The organism is Helicobacteraceae bacterium (assembly GCA_031258155.1).
Classification (GTDB): Bacteria; Campylobacterota; Campylobacteria; order Campylobacterales; family SZUA-545; genus JAIRNH01.
Genome location: JAIRNH010000050.1, coordinates 36,418 through 52,653 on the forward strand (window position 1 = coordinate 36,418; position 16,236 = coordinate 52,653).

Below are 16,236 nucleotides of genomic sequence, written 5' to 3' on the forward strand. Positions count from 1 at the left end.
CAAGAAAAGGGGCGAAATGTCTAGAGGTTTTACGCTTATGGAACTAATGATCGTTATCGTCATATTGGGACTATTAGCCGCGCTAGTCGTGCCTAACCTTATGGGGCAGAGCGAGGAGGCGAAGCAAAAGCTCGCCTGCGTTCAGATGAAACAGCTTGAAATGGCGCTGAACGATTTTAAGCTAAATTTGCACGATTACCCCTCGACCGAACAGGGGCTAGAGGCGCTGATCAATAATCCGGACGAAGAGCGTTTCAAAAACTTTAGATCGGGCGGTTACCTAAGCTCGAAAACGCCGCCAAAGGACCCGTGGAACACGCCGTATATATATCTAAACGACGACGGCGCGGTCGATCTGATCTCGCTTGGCGCGGACGGCAAAGAGGGCGGAGCCAACCAGAACCGCGATATTAAATTAAGCGAATGCGAGCGCTAAAACGCGGTTTTACGCTGATAGAACTGCTTGTCGTAATCGTCATAATCGGCGCCGTTTACGCGATCACCGTCGCGACGATCAAAAGCGGGAGCGATCAAGCCGCGTCCGCGTGGTCGCTTGAAAAGCTCGACGCGACGTTGAGGGAGTTTCAAAGCGGCTACCTAAAACTGATATGCGACGGGAACGTTTGCGAAAATTGCCGCGTCGTCGATCAAAACGGCGAGGAGCTAATCGCCGATCTGGCGATCTTTTCTCAAACGCCCAAAGTTCTCTATTTCGACGAAAGCGGCTATTTTGGCGATATGCGATTTCCCGCCGATCGCTGCTTTGAGATGGAACGCTTTGAAAACGGCGCTATTAGCGACGCGCTGGTCGAACACGAGGGAAAGTTTTATCGCTATTACGCCTATATGCGCCCCGTCGAAATTTTCGTTAGCCTTGAAGAGGCGAAAAACAGTCTTGATCCGCGTCTTTGGATACCGCAATATAGCTCCGACTTTTTCAACGAGACCGACTAATGCTCTACAAATACCGCGCCATCGATCAAAAAGGCGATAGGCAAAAAGGCGCGATCGAAGCCTCTAGCGCCGAAGAAGCCGCCGCGAAACTACGCGCCAAAGGATTGCTGTTTGATCTGCTCGCTCCGGCTAAGCCGTCCGTATTCGCTAGGGTTTTCAGAGGGCGCAAAGATCGCATACCGCCAAACGATCTAGCTAGGATCAGCCGCGATCTGTCCATCTATCTAAAAGCCGGCGTTTCTATCGTAAACGCCATTCGGTTAGCCTCTACGCAATACGCGAGCGATCGCAAAACGGCGGGCTTTCTCTCGGCTTTGGCGACGCTGCTCGACGAGGGCAAAAGTTTTTCGCAGGCGCTAGAAAACCAGAGCGTTTTTGAGATTCCCGCCTTTTTCGCGCAGTCGATTCGCATATCGGAAAACGGGGGAGTTTTGCAAGAGGTTTTGCTAGAGCTTTCACGTTTTATTAAAGATCAAGAAAGCGTTAAAAAACAGGCGAAAAACGCGCTATTTTATCCGCTGTTTATCGTGATCGTTTCGATATGCATGCTGATCTTTATGATGACGGTCGTCGTGCCGCAAATTACGGGCATGTTCGAGCAGTTGGGACAGGAGCTGCCTTCGCTTACTCGTTTTGTGATCGGCGTAAGCGATTTTATAGGCGGCTATTGGGTCGCGATCGCGGTTATTATCGCCGCGATCGCGATCGCGCATACGATCGCGCTGAAAACCAATCAAGCCTATCGCTACGCCGTTCATCTGCTTATCATAAAAACCCCGCTGCTTGGACGCATAACGATGAACGCCGAACTCGCGCGATTTTGTTATATGTGTTCCGTGTTGATGCGAAGCGGCGTGCCGTTTGTTCGAGCGATTCGCCTTGCGGCAAACGCGCAGACCAACGAAGCGCTTTCGTCTCTGTTTCTCAAGGCTTCCGATCGGCTTGTGGAAGGAGGCAGACTCTCCGTAGCGTTGCAGCAGAGCGACTTTGCGCTGGATCGCGCGTTTATCCGATCGATCGCGCTTGGCGAGGAGACAAGCGAGCTAGAGGCGATACTCTCAAATTTATCGACCCTATACTTCGAGGAAAACCGCGATCGTATCGCCGTTTTTTTATCGCTGCTTGAACCCGCGCTTATGCTGCTGGTAGGCGCTTTGGTAGGCTTTATAATAACGGCTATGCTGCTACCGATCTTCTCTATGAGTTTTGGCGTTTAATGCGAAAAGCCTTCACGCTAATCGAGATGATCGTTAGCGTGATCATTCTCTTTCTGCTGATTTTATTTTTATCAAACGCTAATCAAACGCTAAGAGATTCGCTTAAGCAATCCCAAGAATACGAAGCGCTTGAAAAACGCGCTCACGATTTAAGCGCCCTTTTGATCAGAGATATTCTACAAGCCGACGGCGTTAGCGTAACGCAAGGGCGCGAGTACGATCAGCTATACCTCGTCGCTTCGCGAAACTCGCTTAGCGGACATAGCGGAACAAATATCGCCTACGCCGCGCTTAAACCGTCGGCGGCGCTTATACGCGTCGAATCTCCCTCTGTTTTCAAGCTGCCCGTCGGCGGCGCGGACGTTTATAAATACCGCTTTTTATCTTTTGAGCAACCGCTTAATAGCTTCAAAATCTACAAAAGCCGCAAGAGCGATTCCAACGGATCGGCGTGCTCGCTGTTAATCTATATTGCGCCAAAAGACGAAGAGCCTAAATTGTTCGAGCTTGGACTGTTAAACGCTTCGGCGTGCTAAGGCTTTTCGCCGTCCTCCGTTTTCGCGATCAAGGGCGATTTCGCGCGGCTACGCGGCGGGCTTCCTTTTTTCGCGCGCCGCATATAGCGCGCGGACGCGAAAAACTACTTTCAGACAAAATCAAAACGCGCGCGGCAAGCGTATAAAAGCAACCTGCGTAGAAAAGTAAAACGCAACGCCGCGATCGCGCAAAACGCGGCTTAAAAACCAACAAATCGACGCCGAATAATTTCATCGTTATTTTCCGCTAAATCGCGTTTTGTTCCCCTTTTACGACTTGGCGCGACAAAACGACAAACCGGCCGCCGACGATATTTCAATGCGCGCTAGAAGCGTCCGTTAAAACGTTCCGAATATGGGTCTTGCGGACAGAGACGAGGGCGCTTTAGCCGTTTTTTGCGCCGCGACGAATAAAGCGGCGTTCGCCGTCGGCGCGGCGATTTAGGCTGTTGTTTGTCAATATAGACTGGTTCCCAATAGGGTAATCGCCAAATGCTTCGTTCGCGTAAAATCTATCGCGCTACTTTGAAACAAAAACGAGCCGAGCGTTTATCTTTAGCTCGCTCGCGCGGCGGCGGCGCGCTTATAACGCTACGGTAAAATCTCGCGTTGACCTTTGCTGTTTTGCTCGCCCAAAACCCCCGTTTTTTCCAACTGCTCCACAATGCGCGCCGCGCGGTTGTAGCCTATCTGCAAGCGACGCTGAATGTAACTAATCGAGCTTTTGCGTTCGTTTAGCACGATCTGTTTTGCTTCGTCATACATTTCGTCAAGCGATTCGTTCGCGTCAAACTCGCTCGCGCTCGCGCCTCCCGCTAGATCGCCGCCTTCGACAAGGAAACTATTGTCGTATTCCGGCGCGCGTTGCGCTTTGATAAACTCCACGATCTTTTCAATCTCTTTCTCGGAGCTAAACGGCGCGTGCAACCGCACTAAACCTACGCTTCCGGGCGGCGTAAAGAGCATATCTCCGCGTCCAAGCAGGCTCTCGGCGCCTTGCGTATCCAGTATCACTTTGGAGTCGATCTTGCTGCCGACGCGATAGCTTATGCGGCTTGGCAGATTGGCTTTTATTAACCCCGTGATCACGTCAACGCTAGGGCGTTGAGTGGCGACGATTAGGTGTATGCCGCTTGCTCGCGCCATTTGAGCTAACCTCGCGATCGAGATTTCCACGTCTCTACCGCCGCTCATCATCAGATCGGCAAGCTCGTCGATCACGACCACGATAAACGGAAGCGGTTCAAAACCTTCCTCGCTTGCCTTTTGATTGTAGCCTTCGATGTTTTTGGTCTTGGTTTTGCTCATCATCGAGTAGCGCCGCTCCATTTCGGAAACCATATTCGACAGCGCCGCTATAGCCTGCTTAGGTTTGGTTATAACGGGGGTTAATAGGTGCGGAATATCGTTATAAACGCTAAACTCCAACATCTTAGGATCGATCATCAGTAGCCGCAAGTTATCGGGCGAGTTGCGATAGAGAAGAGATAAAATCATCGCGTTTATGCCGACGCTTTTGCCGCTGCCCGTCGTTCCGGCGATCAGCAGATGCGGGAGTTTTTTCAGATCGGTTATGAACGGATTACCCACAATATCCTTGCCAAGCGCGATCGTAAGCGCGCTTGCCGCCGACGCAAAGATCGACGAAGAGAGAACTTCGCGCAGGTAGATGGTCTCGTAAGTTTTATTCGGTATCTCTATGCCTACCACGTCTTTACCCGGAATTGGCGCTTGGATACGGATCGTTTGCGCGCGCAAAGCCATAGCTATATCGTTTTCAAGGCTAATAACGCGGGAGACCTTCACGTGCGCCGCCGGCTTGAACTCAAAGGTGGTTACTACGGGACCGGTATAGGTGCGCGTTACGTCGCCTTCGATCTTAAACATACGCAGTTTTTCTAGCAGATCGGCGATTTTGGCGTCAATCTCGTTCTCGTTGATTTCGCTATGTCTTGGCGGGATATTGGCTAGAAAATCAAGCGAAGGCAACACGAAATCTTTGGGTTTTACGCGTTCGCCCTTTTCCACTTGCTCTAGCAGCCGCTTGTTCTCTTCCAGCTCTCTAACAATCTTGCCGTGCGAGGCGGTTCTGTCGTCTTTTGGCGCGCTTGCGTAATCATCGACATAAAAATCGTCGTCGTCAAAAATACGCGTCGGCTTTTTCTTGCGTTTTGGCGTTTCGTCGCTCGTCGGCGTTTTTGGCTCGAGGCGCGGCAGATTGGATAAGCCGTTTTTTTCTTTAGAGCGCAAAGCCATATCCGCAAAGGAGTCTTTAGCCGCCTCTTTGAAAGTGCGCCAATGATCGAACAGTTTCGTGTTTGGAAATTTGCGCGCCAAAAACGTTAGCAGATCGATAATGGTAACGTCAAACGCGAGCAGCCAGCCGTTTACGATCAGGAAAAATCCGAAAACGCCCGCGCCGACGCTACCTATAATAGGGCGCATAGCTTCGCATAACATAACGCCCGTCGATCCGCGCTCAAAGAGCAACGCCTGAAAGATCAGCCCCGCGAAACCAAAGAGCAAAACCGCCGCGAAGGTCTCTATAAACCTGCGCGCGGAAGTAAAACGTCTATATCCGCGCCACGCTAGATATATCCCGACGGGCGGCGCGGCGTATATTAAAAACCCAAACAGCTCTTCAAAAACCTCCGCCAACTCTTTGCCATAAACGCCGACTTTGGCTATAGAGCCGACGTAAAGCGCGATCGCGATATAGATCCACAACCCTACGGCGACAAAAAAATACGCTTCCCGTTTCACGTCCGCTCTTAAAGATAATTTACCAGACTCATACTATATATGCGATTAAGCGTAGCTAAAAGCGTCTGATACGAAACGCTTAGCTGATTGAACTTGACCATCGCCGCGCCTATATCCGTATCAAGCGCGGAGGATTTGAGCGTCTCTACGTTCAGGGTTATCATCTCGCTTTTTTCGTAGGTTAGCTGCAAAGCGGAGCCTGTGGAGCCTACGCTTGTGTGTATCCTGTTTAGATGATCTAACAGGTGATCGACCGCGTAGATCGCGTTTTGAACGCCGATATTTCTAGCGCCCTCTACGCTGTTTCCGTCGGGGCGCGTCATACCTATTCTCACCGCCTCGATCGCTTCGGACAACTGATCAAAAAGATTAACCTTTGCCTCGTCGATCGTCAGCGCGTTATTTGCGGCGAACGTAAAGGACGGCGATTTGCTAACCTTGAGGTCTGTTTGCGCGTCCTGAAATAGAAACTCGACGCGCGTCTGCGTCGTTCCAAGCGCCGCGTTGTCGCGCAAGATCAGCCGCCCGTCTATAACCTCCGCGACAAAGCCGCCGTTTCCAACGCCGTCGCCGAAGGTATTATCGATCGCCGCTTGCAGATCGGCGAGCGTGTCGTTTTGGCTAAGCGTTACGCTAACCGCCGCGCCGCTCATATTTGTTCCGCTTAAAACCAGCGCGCCCGAAAAATTAAAGCCAAAAACTTCGCTCAACGCCTTGTTGGTTTGCGTTTCTTTAAGCGTCCAGCCCTGCTCGCCTTTCGCGCCCGTATAGGTTTGCAGGATTGTTTTGTCGGAAGTTAAATCGTAGTCGTCAAAACGATCCGTGTCCGCGTCAAACAGCGAAATCTGCATTTTGCTTTCGCTTGTCGTATTATCTTTGACTACCAAGCGCCCAAACGAGTCCATCGAAACGCTTACGCTCTCTTGCGCGGCTTTTAGCGCGACGTTATACGCCTCGAACGATCCGTCCGTCGGCGTTGCGCCGCTAAGAGCGACGCTTATTACGTTCATAAGCTGCTGATAGGTAACGCCCTTATGGGTTTCGTCGCGGGTTTCCAATCCGTCCGCGTAGGGAACAAGTTTTTGCGATTGGTAGCCGCTCGCGGTTGTTTTCTCGCCGTTTGGATCGTACAGATCGTAGATCGCGCCCGCCGCCGGCTCGATAATCTGATAGGTCGAAAGCCGCCCGTTCGCGTCGGGAGTGTCGCGCAAGGTAATTTCAACCAGCTTGCGATCGCCGTTAATATCCGTTATCTCCAAATGTAGCCGCTTTTCGTCGAGCGCTTCGCTACCGCTAACCGCTTTTAGCTCCGTAGCCGCGTTTGCGTAAGAGCTGTCGGCGCGGATCGTTTGCGATATGGTAGAGGTCAGCGTCGCGCCCTGTTTTTCAAACCGCGCCCGATCGTAGGCGAGCGCGTCGGAGGCGCTAAACGCTAAAACCTTTTCGCCGCTCGTATTTTCCGCCGTTATGGTAACGGCGGTTAGTTTTGAGGCGACAAACTGCTCGGGCGACGTGCTGGGAGAGGACGCCGCGTTATCGAATATCGCGATTGTTCCGTTTTGCAGATCAACGTCAAAACTGCCGCCTAGATCGGCTTCTAGCGCGGCTTTGATCTCTCCTAACATATCGCCGATCGTCGTGGAGCTAGTAATCGCGAAGTTGTGCGTTACGCCGTTAACGCTAAAACTAATTTGATCGACGTTTTCGCCCGCCGCGCTTCGCACGGTATCGTTTTTTGTCGCGATCGCCTCGTCGTCATGCCGTCTTAATACGCTATCAAACGTAAAAAGCCTCTGATCGAAGGGATCTTGAGCGGAAGCGATCTTATCTTGCGTTCTCGCGTAGGCGTAGCCGCTTTTATTGAAGGCGTAGATATGCGCGTTTTCAATCTCGCCAAGCTCGCTAACGTCGTCAACTTTGGTATCGCTCGCCGCGATATGCAAATCAGTGAGCGTTCGCCCGCTTTTCACGTCTTTGATCTCGATATTGCCAAGATAGTTTAGGCTGACCTCTACCGCTTGATATATACTGGTATTGCCCATCTCGCGCCCGATGCGATCTAACAGGTCCTGCACGCTCGCGCCGTTTGTCATCTCGATTCGCGCCTTAAAACTCTCGCCGTCGGGCTTTGATCCGCGTAGATAAAAGTAGGTCGGCTTGCTATCGTCGGGCTGTCCTACGAGATCGCGGATCGTATCGCTTGTCGTAATTGGAACCGGCTCGTCGAGACCCATCGGATCGTCTATGCTCATAACGCCGTGGTGCAGAAGCGTCTGATTGTATAGCTGTATATTGGTAGTAATACGCTTGGAGTAATCGCTGTCCGCGCCCTGCGCCAGCGTCCAGCCGTCAACGTTGTAGGCGATCTCGACGCGATCGCCGACTTGAGCTTTGACAATCTGATCGTTGCCGTAGTAGGTTCCGTCCTCGCCGAAAGGTTTTTGTTTGACGTTGGTTCCGGAGAACAAAAAAACGCCGTTAATAGAGGTGTTCGCCGTGTCGCGGATACTGAACATCAGCGCCTCTAGATCGCTTGCCAGCGCCGCGTAGCTTGTGGTCGAATGCACGTCGTTTGCCGCCTGCACAAGTTTTACTTTGAAGGCTTCCAGCGACTTTTTCATGCTTGCGATCGCCACGTCGGAGTTGTCCGAGTGAGTTTTCGCTTTTTGCGCGTTGTCGGAGATTTGAGCCAACTCGTTTTGTTCGTTGATCAAACGCAGCGCGTCTTGATATATGGTTGTTTCTTCGTATCCAAACTTGATCTTTAATCCGCTAGTCATCTGATTATTGACGCTCAAAAGACCGCTCAAGCTCCTCTGCTGATTGAGAATAAAGTTACTATAGATATAAGAGCTGCTTACGCGCATAAAAACTCCTTTGGCGTTTCAAGCAATTTCAATTCCTAGACGAGATCGGCAAAAAATGGCGGCGTTTTAATTGGAGACGATCGCGCGGGCGCTAGTAAGACTACGCGGCTTCTGGCGATCGCAAAGAAATGCTATGATTGCGCGTTCAACCAAAACTATCGCAAAGGAATGGCGAATGAATGCAAAAGTTATTGTCGCGGCGCTAACCGCCGTATGCGCTCCTCTTATGGCGGCAGACGGCGTAGCGTCGGCTTCCACGCTCGACGAAGCGTTTTTGAAAGGAAAGCATGGCGGCGCGCTCTCGGCGATCGCGACGTTTGGCAGCGAAGACGATTCGTATATATACGGACACGCCGATCTCTACTTTAACACGGCGAGCTTTCGCAATATACGCGCCAATATAGGTCTAAGCGGAATTGGTATCTGGTGGAAAGACGACGCGGTTGGAGATATTAAGGACAAATCCTCTCTGCATACGGCGAATATCGGGTATTTTGCCGATCAATTTACGATAGCGGCGGGTCGTCAAGAGTTTGATCTGGTATTAGCCCCCCACCACTATCAAGCCGCTTACGGCGAGCTAAAGATATCCCCTCAAGCAAAGATTCTCGCCGCCTATATCAAATCGATAGCGCTACCCAAATACGACGCGGGTCGTTTTTTTAGCGATTACGCGGAACTGAACGAAGACGGCGTATTCGCGCTTGACGCCGTTCTTAAAGCGGGCGATATTAGCGTTAATCCCTACGTCTATTTTCTGCCAGACGTAGCTTTTTGGGCTGGCGGCAAGTTTGAGTTTAATCAGTTGAAAACCGCTAGCGGTTTTGCCCTAACGGGACATCTGGCGTTAAGCTCGGAGGATAGCGACAGCGCCGAGAAAGACGGCTTTTTCTTGGAGTTGCAAGGCGACGTAAAACTTAACGCCGATCTCGGCTTTTTCGGCGGTTTCGCTTTAGCCGGTTCGGACGGACTAGGTTCGATAGGCGCTTCCGGTAAGGAGTGGCACAGAACGGGCGCGAACGAACGGGCGAATAGAATAAATCCGTTTTGGGACGGCGGTTGTCAAATATTCTCGCAAGAAGCTCTTACGCTTTACGCGGGCGCGGAGTTCGAGCGCGATAGGCTGTGGGCTGGCGCTATGCTTGGCGTTACCGACGCGGATAGCGAAACCTACTCGGAAATTAACCTGCGCGGCGAATTTGCCATAACCAGATCGTTTAAGGCGGAAGCGGCGCTTATTACCGGCAAGTTTGGCGACGACGCGCCAACCGCCGAAAACCCGCTTTCTCAAACAAAGATCGCGGGCGGGGTTAGATATATCTTTTAGTTTGCCGCCGCCTCGTTTTGAGGCGGCGCGATCGCGTTAATTGATGAGATATATTGTTCAGTTTATTATCCTAAGCTCGATCGCGCTTGCCTGTAGCGGCGATTGCGTTAGCTGCCACGCGACGCTAAACGACAAGACGGGTAGAGACGACGATCATAAGGTTTTGCTTAAATGCGTCGATTGCCATCTGGAGATCGCTTCGCCAAACGCCGAGTGCGGCGGCAACTGCTTTGTCTGCCATTCGCAAAACTCGATAGACGTAAGCGTTTCCGAGCATAAGACGCTTGGCGATTGCAAAAGCTGTCATATTTCCGCTTCTAGCGCCGATATTTCGAGCAAGTTTTTTAATTTTAACCCGAACGAAACGCTTGAGGACAAGCTAGATCGCGCCGCGAAGCCGCCTAAATAAAGGATCGTTATGCAAGCCAAAGTTAGCGCCGTTAAAACGCTGTTAGACGCGCTCCCCTATATTCGCAAGTTTTACGGCGAGATAATCGTAATCAAATACGGCGGAGCTGCGCAGATCGATCCCGCGCTAAAAGACAAGTTCGCGCAGGATATAGCTCTGCTTAGTCTGGTGGGAATGAAACCTGTCGTAGTGCATGGCGGCGGCAAATCGATCACGCAACTTAGCGAGCGTCTGGGGGTGAAAGCGGAGTTTAGAAACGGGCTTAGGGTAACCGATCGCGACGCGCTTCGCGTGGCGCAGATGGCGCTGATCGGCGAGATTAACACGGAGATCGTGAGCCTGCTAAACGATCACGGCGCGAAGGCGATCGGCGTAAACGGCAAAGACGGCGGCTTCGTTAAAGCCGTAGCGATCGAAGCGCTGGGATTTACTGGCGAGGTGCGCGAGGTAAATCCCGATCTACCGTTAAAACTTATCAACGATCGCTTTGTGCCGGTCATAGCGCCAATCGCGAGCGCGAGCGAGGCGGCTCATCCGGGCTTTAATATCAACGCCGATACGATGGCAAGCGCGATCGCCGGAGCGATCAGAGCAAAAAAGGTCGTCTTTATGACCGATACGGCGGGCGTTTTAGATAAGGATAAAAACCTGCTTCGCTCGCTAAACCGCGCCGATATAGAGCGGCTAAAAGCCGACGGCGCTATTGTCGGCGGCATGGTTCCTAAGGTCGATTCGGCTTTGGAGGCGCTTAAATACGGCGTGGATAAGGCGCATATCCTAGACGGGCGCGTCGAACACGCGTTGCTACTGGAGATATTCACCTCCGAAGGGGTTAGCACGGAGATTACGCGATGAGCGAGACAAAAGAACGAGCGATGATTCTGGCGATGACGACGGTTGGCGGCGACGAGGAGGCGCAAAAACTCGCGTCGGAACTTGTGTCGCGTCGCCTTGCGGCGTGCGCGTCGATCGCGCCTAATATATCGAGCGTCTATTGGTGGAAAGGCGCGATCGAAACTAGCGGCGAGCGGCTTGTGACGATTAAAACAACCAGAGAGAAAATCGCCGCGATCGAGGAGTTTTTTAAGCGCAATCACCCCTACGAGCTGCCGGAGCTGATCTTTATCGAATGTAAAGCAAGCGCGGATTACGAGGCGTGGGTAAAAGAGAGTCTGATCGGTTAATCGCGTATTAGTTGATTTTGCTCCATTATTTGCAACAACTGGCAAGCGCCAAGTTCGCACGCTTTTCGAGCGTCTTTTGTAGCGCTTTTTAGATCGCCTAAATTAACGTAAGCGACTCCGCGGTTATTGTAAGCGTCCGCATAGTTCGGATCGATTTTGATCGCCTGATTGTGATCGGCGATCGCTCTGCTTAGGTCGCCTAAATTAGCGTAAGCGTTTCCGCGATTGTCGTAGGCGCTCGCTAAGTTTGGATCGATCTTAATCGCTTGGGCGTGATCGGCGATCGCTCTGCTTATGTCGCCTAAATTAGCGCGAGCGTTTCCGCGATTGTCGTAAGCGATCGCATAGTTTGGATCGATCTTAATCGCTTGGTCGTAATGTTTGATCGCCTCTTCAAAAGCGCCGTGGTTATATGCGCTCACGCCTTGATTAAACGCCTCCTCCGCGGCGCTTGCGCCAAATAAAGGTATAGAGGCGCTTAGCGCTATTAGCGCGATCGGCGCTATTTTTGAAAGTTTATCTATAAAGAAAGCTCTCGCTATAGGCGCAAAAAACTTTTGCGGCGTTTGATCGACAAACGAAAAACGTTTTATATTATCGCAAACACGATCTAATAGGGGGATAGAACTTTTGGCTTCGCAAAGCCGTCGCCCAGCGATCATCGTTTGATCCCCTTTTACGCGTGAAATTGACAAATTATAGACCATATCAACATAAAAATATCAAAAAACCGCGACGCTAAACTGCTTTCGCTTTACGAACCGCCCTTCGCCTCGCCTCCCGCTATTTTCGCCCCCTCCCGCGCGCCATACCCGCAAAAACGCGTATCCGGAACGCTGAAGACGCGGATAGATGGATCCGCTCATTGACGCGCGATAAGAACCAACCTTTTCATACGATATAATGGCGCCGATCCTGTTAACATTGACTTACAATAGACTAATGCATAAAAGATCGCCGCCTTTTCTTTGCCAACCGCGCGCTTTTTTCGTCGCGCCGCCCTTTGCGCGTCAATCGGCAGACCAAGCGTAATCGCTATCGATCGCATAGCCCGCAAAACCGCTTCAAACTACGCTTTACATTATATGCCCGAAAACTCCAAAACCTACGGATTGAATTGTTTACATTGCGGGCGCGAGCGGCGGCGGGGGCTGGGCTTTCGACCTCGCTTTTTCTCGAATTTGAAAGACCCCCCCCCTTGCCGCAATTTTGCCGACGCGCGTCGATAAAAAAATCAAGCGCGATTTGCGCCGCGAGGTCGTCGGGGTTGGGGGTTTTTGGATTTTGGAACTTTGCGCGGGAGCAAGAAAAACGCATCAAAAACCGCCTAAGATTACACATTGTGCAAACTCTAGCGTTTGCCTCAAAATCACAAATCCTCTCTACAACTAGTTTGCTTGCCAATCGCTCAACCAAAATCCCTAATCCCATTATAATTAGCGCGTTATCCATATATGCAAAAAGTAATACTAAAAACCGCTATATACGCGATCAAAATCTCCGCTCCAAGCCTCGCGACAATCCTCGTCAATCGCCGACCCTTAATCCGCTTGCTCGCTACCAACCCGCCGAAAAGCCTTAAAAATCCGCCCGAATCGCAAAAATCAACAGCATACGCGCCCCTAACGCGGCAAAAACAAGCCGAAAACGCCTATAATTATGTTTTATTGGCTCAAAAAAATCATAAAAATCAATAAATTACCACAAAGGGGGCGCGAAGCGGAACAAAGGGCGAATATAATAGTATTGTGTATTAATAATGGTTAGCAGGCACAAGGGTTTGGATGAAATTTGCTTATGAGGATCTAAGTAGCGATCAGTTTGAGGTATTGATCGTGCTCTTGTGCCAACAGTTGCTCGGCATAGCGGTTCAGGGATTCGCTAAGGGACCGGATGGCGGGCGTGATGCAAAGTTCGTCGGCACAGCGGGGATGTTCCCCAGCAGGTATGCTCCGTGGTCAGGCACGGTCATTGTCCAGGCCAAGCATACCAATGGATACAACCGTAGCTTTTCGGAATCGAACTTTTACAGCGCTTCCAGTAACAGCACGGTGATTGGCAAAGAGGTTCCGCGCATCAAGAAACTGCGTAAGAATAAGCAGCTCGATCATTACATGTTATTTGCAAATCGCCGACTTACTGGCAGATCCGAAACGGAAATCCGCGACCACATAGCAACCCAATGCGGCATTCCTGCCGCGTCGATCTATCTTTGCGGCCTGGAACAACTGGAACTGTGGCTAAAGCAGTTCCCGATGGTGGCTAAAAAAGCGAATCTGGATCCAGTGGACTCCCCTTTGATTGTCAGTCCATATGAACTCGCAGAAGTTGTCCAGGCGCTTACGCGCCAAATGGATGGCCTGATGGCGGTGTTCGACGATCCGCCCACCGCGCGCGTGACCTACGAGGAAAAGAACGCTCTCAACAATATGACTGCGGAGTACGCAAAGGTGCAACGGCACAAGTATTTGAAAGAAGCCGCGCAAATTCGTACTTTCCTGGCAACGCCGGAGAACACTGAACTATTGCGCATGTATGAATCCGTAGCCGATGAGTTTCAGCTCAAGATCATCGCTAAGCGGAAGGACTACCAAACCTTTGATGAAGTCATGGAGTACTTGGTGGATCTGCTGTTCAACCGCGACCCGGTCCTTCGGCAACATGCCCATAAGCGCCTGACGCGGGCTATGCTTTTCTATATGTATTGGAATTGCGACATTGGAGAAGTGGAAGATGCTACGACCAACTAAACACTCGCATCCTGATCGCACGGTGATCAATATGTCGCTATTACTACTATCGCGACTGAAGGATCGCCGCATTTATGAATACGACGCGCTACGCGAGTGCGCAAAGCAAGGTGTAGCGGGTGGCGACGCGCTTTTCCTACCCGCGCTCAACTTTCTATATCTGATGGGACTAATTGAATATCGTCCTAAGATAGACGCATTGGAATACGTGGGGCCAAATGAAGCTGTCTAAACTCTATTCCAACAAGTCGGACACGTTTGCCCCCGTGGACTTTGTTTCCGGGTTAAACGTTGTCGCAGCTGAAATCCGACTGCCAGAAAATCGAAACAAGGATACCCACAATCTCGGCAAGACCACGCTGGGGCGCCTTATAGACTTCAGCTTTCTGTCAGTAAAAGATCCGCAATTCTTCCTTTTCAAACATTTTGACTTGTTCAGGGAGCTCGTCTTCTTCCTCGAAATTGAACTGAAGGATGGTTCATTCGTCACGATTCGGCGTAGCGTAGAAGAGGCGACAAAAATTGCTTTTAAGCAGCATGAGGCAGGCCATCAGGATTTGTCGGCGTTGTCGCTCACGGAATGGGATCATCGCGACGTTGCTTTTGAGCGCGCGCGTAAACTACTTGACGGACTGCTTGATTGGCGTGCGCTCAAACCGTGGTCATACCGCAAAATGCTTGGCTATCTGCTACGGTCGCAGGAGGATTTTCAAGAAGTATTCCAACTGCAAAAATTTGCTTCCAAGCATGCCGACTGGAAGCCATTCCTGGCACATCTGCTGGGCTTTGACGCCAAGCTTATTACCGACTACTACGCAAAGGAACAGGAACTGTCCAGGAAGCGGGAGACGGAACAAACCATCAAAAATGAATTGGGTGGTTCTGTTGAGGACATCAGCAAGATCGAAGGTATTCTTCTACTCAAGCGGAAAGATGCGGAAAAGAAGCAGGAGTTGCTGGATGCTTTCGACTTCCGCGTGCAAGACAAAGATTACGCCAAGCAGGTGGTTTATGAAGTAGATGAGCGCATCGCCGCACTGAACGCCGAACATTATTCATTGAGCCATAACAGGAATAAAGCGCGGGCATCGTTACAGGAGGATCAGATACTATTCAACCCCGATGAAGCGCAGAGACTGTTTAGCGAGGTAGGCGTGTTGTTTCAGGGGCAGATCAAAAAGGATTTCCAGCAACTGATTGCCTTCAACCGAGCAATTACCGACGAGCGACGTTGCTATTTACAAGAAGAGCTTAAGGAAATCGAGGAAGAGTTGAAACAAGTAAATGCGAAACTGAATACTTTAGGGAAACAGCGTTCGGAAATGTTATCTTTCCTGAGCGAAACGGATGTTTTCAGTAAGTACAAACAACTTTCGGATAAGATAGTGGTGCTACGCGCCGATATCGCATCGCTGGAACGCCGGCAAGGATACTTACATCGCCTGCAGAAACTGCGCGCGCAGATTCGATCTTTAACGGAGGAACGCGACCGTTTGCGGGATCAGATCGAAGCCGATGTGGAGAGGCAGAACTCCGACCAACAAAGCCTATTTTCTACGATACGGGTTTTCTTCAGCGAGATCGTTGAGGAGGTCATCGATCGCAAAGCGTTGTTAAGCGTAGCCCCTAATCATGCAGGTCATCTGGAACTAAAAGCGGAAATTCTTGATGGATTGGGCAATGCCACTAGCGCGGACCTTGGACATACATACCGCAAGTTGCTGTGCATTGCTTTCGATATGGCTGTACTACGCGCGCGCTTGCACGAGAGGTTCCCGCGCTTCGTGTATCACGACGGGGCGTTGGAATCGTTGGATGATCGCAAGAAAGAGAATCTGCTGATGGTTGTGCGTCGTTATGCAGAACTGGGGTTACAACCAGTCATTACGTTGATAGACTCGGATCTGCCCGCCAGAACAGAAAACGATGGCGCCGTTTTTGGATCTGATGAGATTATTTTAACTTTACATGACGAAAACGAGCATGGAAGATTGTTCAGAATGCAAGCATGGTGATGGCGTCGTATATGTATAATTAAGCGCCGCTGTGAAGTGCGGTTCCCCATTCCGTTGGTTTTTGCGTTTTGGCGCCGCGCCGTCGTTATCGCTTGGCTTCCGCTTGCGCATACGCGCCGTGATACTTTGCCCGTTCAAGCGTCTCTTGCGCTTTCGCCGCGTTAGCCAGCGCTCTGCCGTCAAGCTCCTTAGTCTGCGCCGCGAGTTTCGCGAT

13 protein-coding genes are annotated in these 16,236 nt (G+C 51.0%); 10 read left to right on the forward strand and 3 right to left on the reverse strand.

Features of this window, described 5'->3' with window-relative positions:
* Positions 1-16 precede the first annotated feature (16 nt).
* Genes gspG through LBF86_06635 form a run of 4 tightly spaced genes read left to right on the forward strand, consistent with a single transcriptional unit; the run spans position 17 to position 2,707 of the window.
* Positions 17-436 carry a type II secretion system major pseudopilin GspG gene (gene gspG, locus LBF86_06620; GenBank protein MDR0665177.1) on the forward strand — a complete coding sequence of 140 codons (420 nt, stop codon included), beginning with the start codon at positions 17-19 and terminating at the stop codon, positions 434-436.
* Complete coding sequence (locus LBF86_06625) at positions 424-954, forward strand: type II secretion system GspH family protein (GenBank protein ID MDR0665178.1); 531 nt, start codon at positions 424-426, stop codon at positions 952-954. The genes gspG and LBF86_06625 overlap by 13 nt, the downstream gene beginning before the upstream one ends.
* Positions 954-2,171 (forward strand): type II secretion system F family protein, encoded by a 1,218-nt coding sequence (locus LBF86_06630; GenBank protein ID MDR0665179.1) that lies wholly within the window; start codon positions 954-956, stop codon positions 2,169-2,171. The genes LBF86_06625 and LBF86_06630 overlap by 1 nt, the downstream gene beginning before the upstream one ends.
* On the forward strand, positions 2,171-2,707 hold the full coding sequence (locus LBF86_06635) for a hypothetical protein (protein ID MDR0665180.1): 537 nt from the start codon (positions 2,171-2,173) through the stop codon (positions 2,705-2,707). Before LBF86_06630 ends, LBF86_06635 begins: the two co-directional genes overlap by 1 nt.
* A 591-nt stretch (positions 2,708-3,298) precedes the next feature.
* Here the strand turns inward: LBF86_06635 and LBF86_06640 are convergent.
* Entirely contained in the window at positions 3,299-5,470 is a 2,172-nt protein-coding gene (locus tag LBF86_06640) for a DNA translocase FtsK 4TM domain-containing protein (GenBank protein MDR0665181.1), read from the reverse strand.
* Between the two features lie 8 nt (positions 5,471-5,478).
* Positions 5,479-8,337: a hypothetical protein gene (locus LBF86_06645; GenBank protein MDR0665182.1), complete on the reverse strand. Its 2,859-nt coding sequence runs from the start codon at positions 8,335-8,337 to the stop codon at positions 5,479-5,481.
* Between the two features lie 175 nt (positions 8,338-8,512).
* Between LBF86_06645 and LBF86_06650 the strand changes: the two genes are divergently transcribed.
* Genes LBF86_06650 through LBF86_06665 form a run of 4 tightly spaced genes read left to right on the forward strand, consistent with a single transcriptional unit; the run spans position 8,513 to position 11,257 of the window.
* Positions 8,513-9,664, forward strand: coding sequence for an Opr family porin (locus LBF86_06650; GenBank protein ID MDR0665183.1), 1,152 nt, complete (start codon positions 8,513-8,515; stop codon positions 9,662-9,664).
* Between the two features lie 43 nt (positions 9,665-9,707).
* Positions 9,708-10,073, forward strand: a complete 366-nt coding sequence (locus LBF86_06655; protein MDR0665184.1) for a hypothetical protein — start codon at positions 9,708-9,710, stop codon at positions 10,071-10,073.
* 9 nt (positions 10,074-10,082) lie between these two features.
* Positions 10,083-10,928, forward strand: a complete 846-nt coding sequence (gene argB / locus LBF86_06660) for an acetylglutamate kinase (GenBank protein MDR0665185.1) — start codon at positions 10,083-10,085, stop codon at positions 10,926-10,928.
* Complete coding sequence (locus LBF86_06665; GenBank protein MDR0665186.1) at positions 10,925-11,257, forward strand: divalent-cation tolerance protein CutA; 333 nt, start codon at positions 10,925-10,927, stop codon at positions 11,255-11,257. Before argB ends, LBF86_06665 begins: the two co-directional genes overlap by 4 nt.
* Here the strand turns inward: LBF86_06665 and LBF86_06670 are convergent.
* Positions 11,254-11,919 (reverse strand): tetratricopeptide repeat protein, encoded by a 666-nt coding sequence (locus LBF86_06670; GenBank protein MDR0665187.1) that lies wholly within the window; start codon positions 11,917-11,919, stop codon positions 11,254-11,256. The genes LBF86_06665 and LBF86_06670 overlap by 4 nt on opposite strands.
* A gap of 1,122 nt (positions 11,920-13,041) precedes the next feature.
* On the opposite strand from LBF86_06670, the gene LBF86_06675 reads away from it, so the two are divergent.
* Both LBF86_06675 and LBF86_06680 read left to right on the forward strand, forming a co-directional pair.
* Positions 13,042-14,007: a hypothetical protein gene (locus tag LBF86_06675; GenBank protein ID MDR0665188.1), complete on the forward strand. Its 966-nt coding sequence runs from the start codon at positions 13,042-13,044 to the stop codon at positions 14,005-14,007.
* A gap of 218 nt (positions 14,008-14,225) precedes the next feature.
* Positions 14,226-16,022, forward strand: a complete 1,797-nt coding sequence (locus tag LBF86_06680; protein MDR0665189.1) for a DUF2326 domain-containing protein — start codon at positions 14,226-14,228, stop codon at positions 16,020-16,022.
* Positions 16,023-16,236 lie beyond the last annotated feature (214 nt).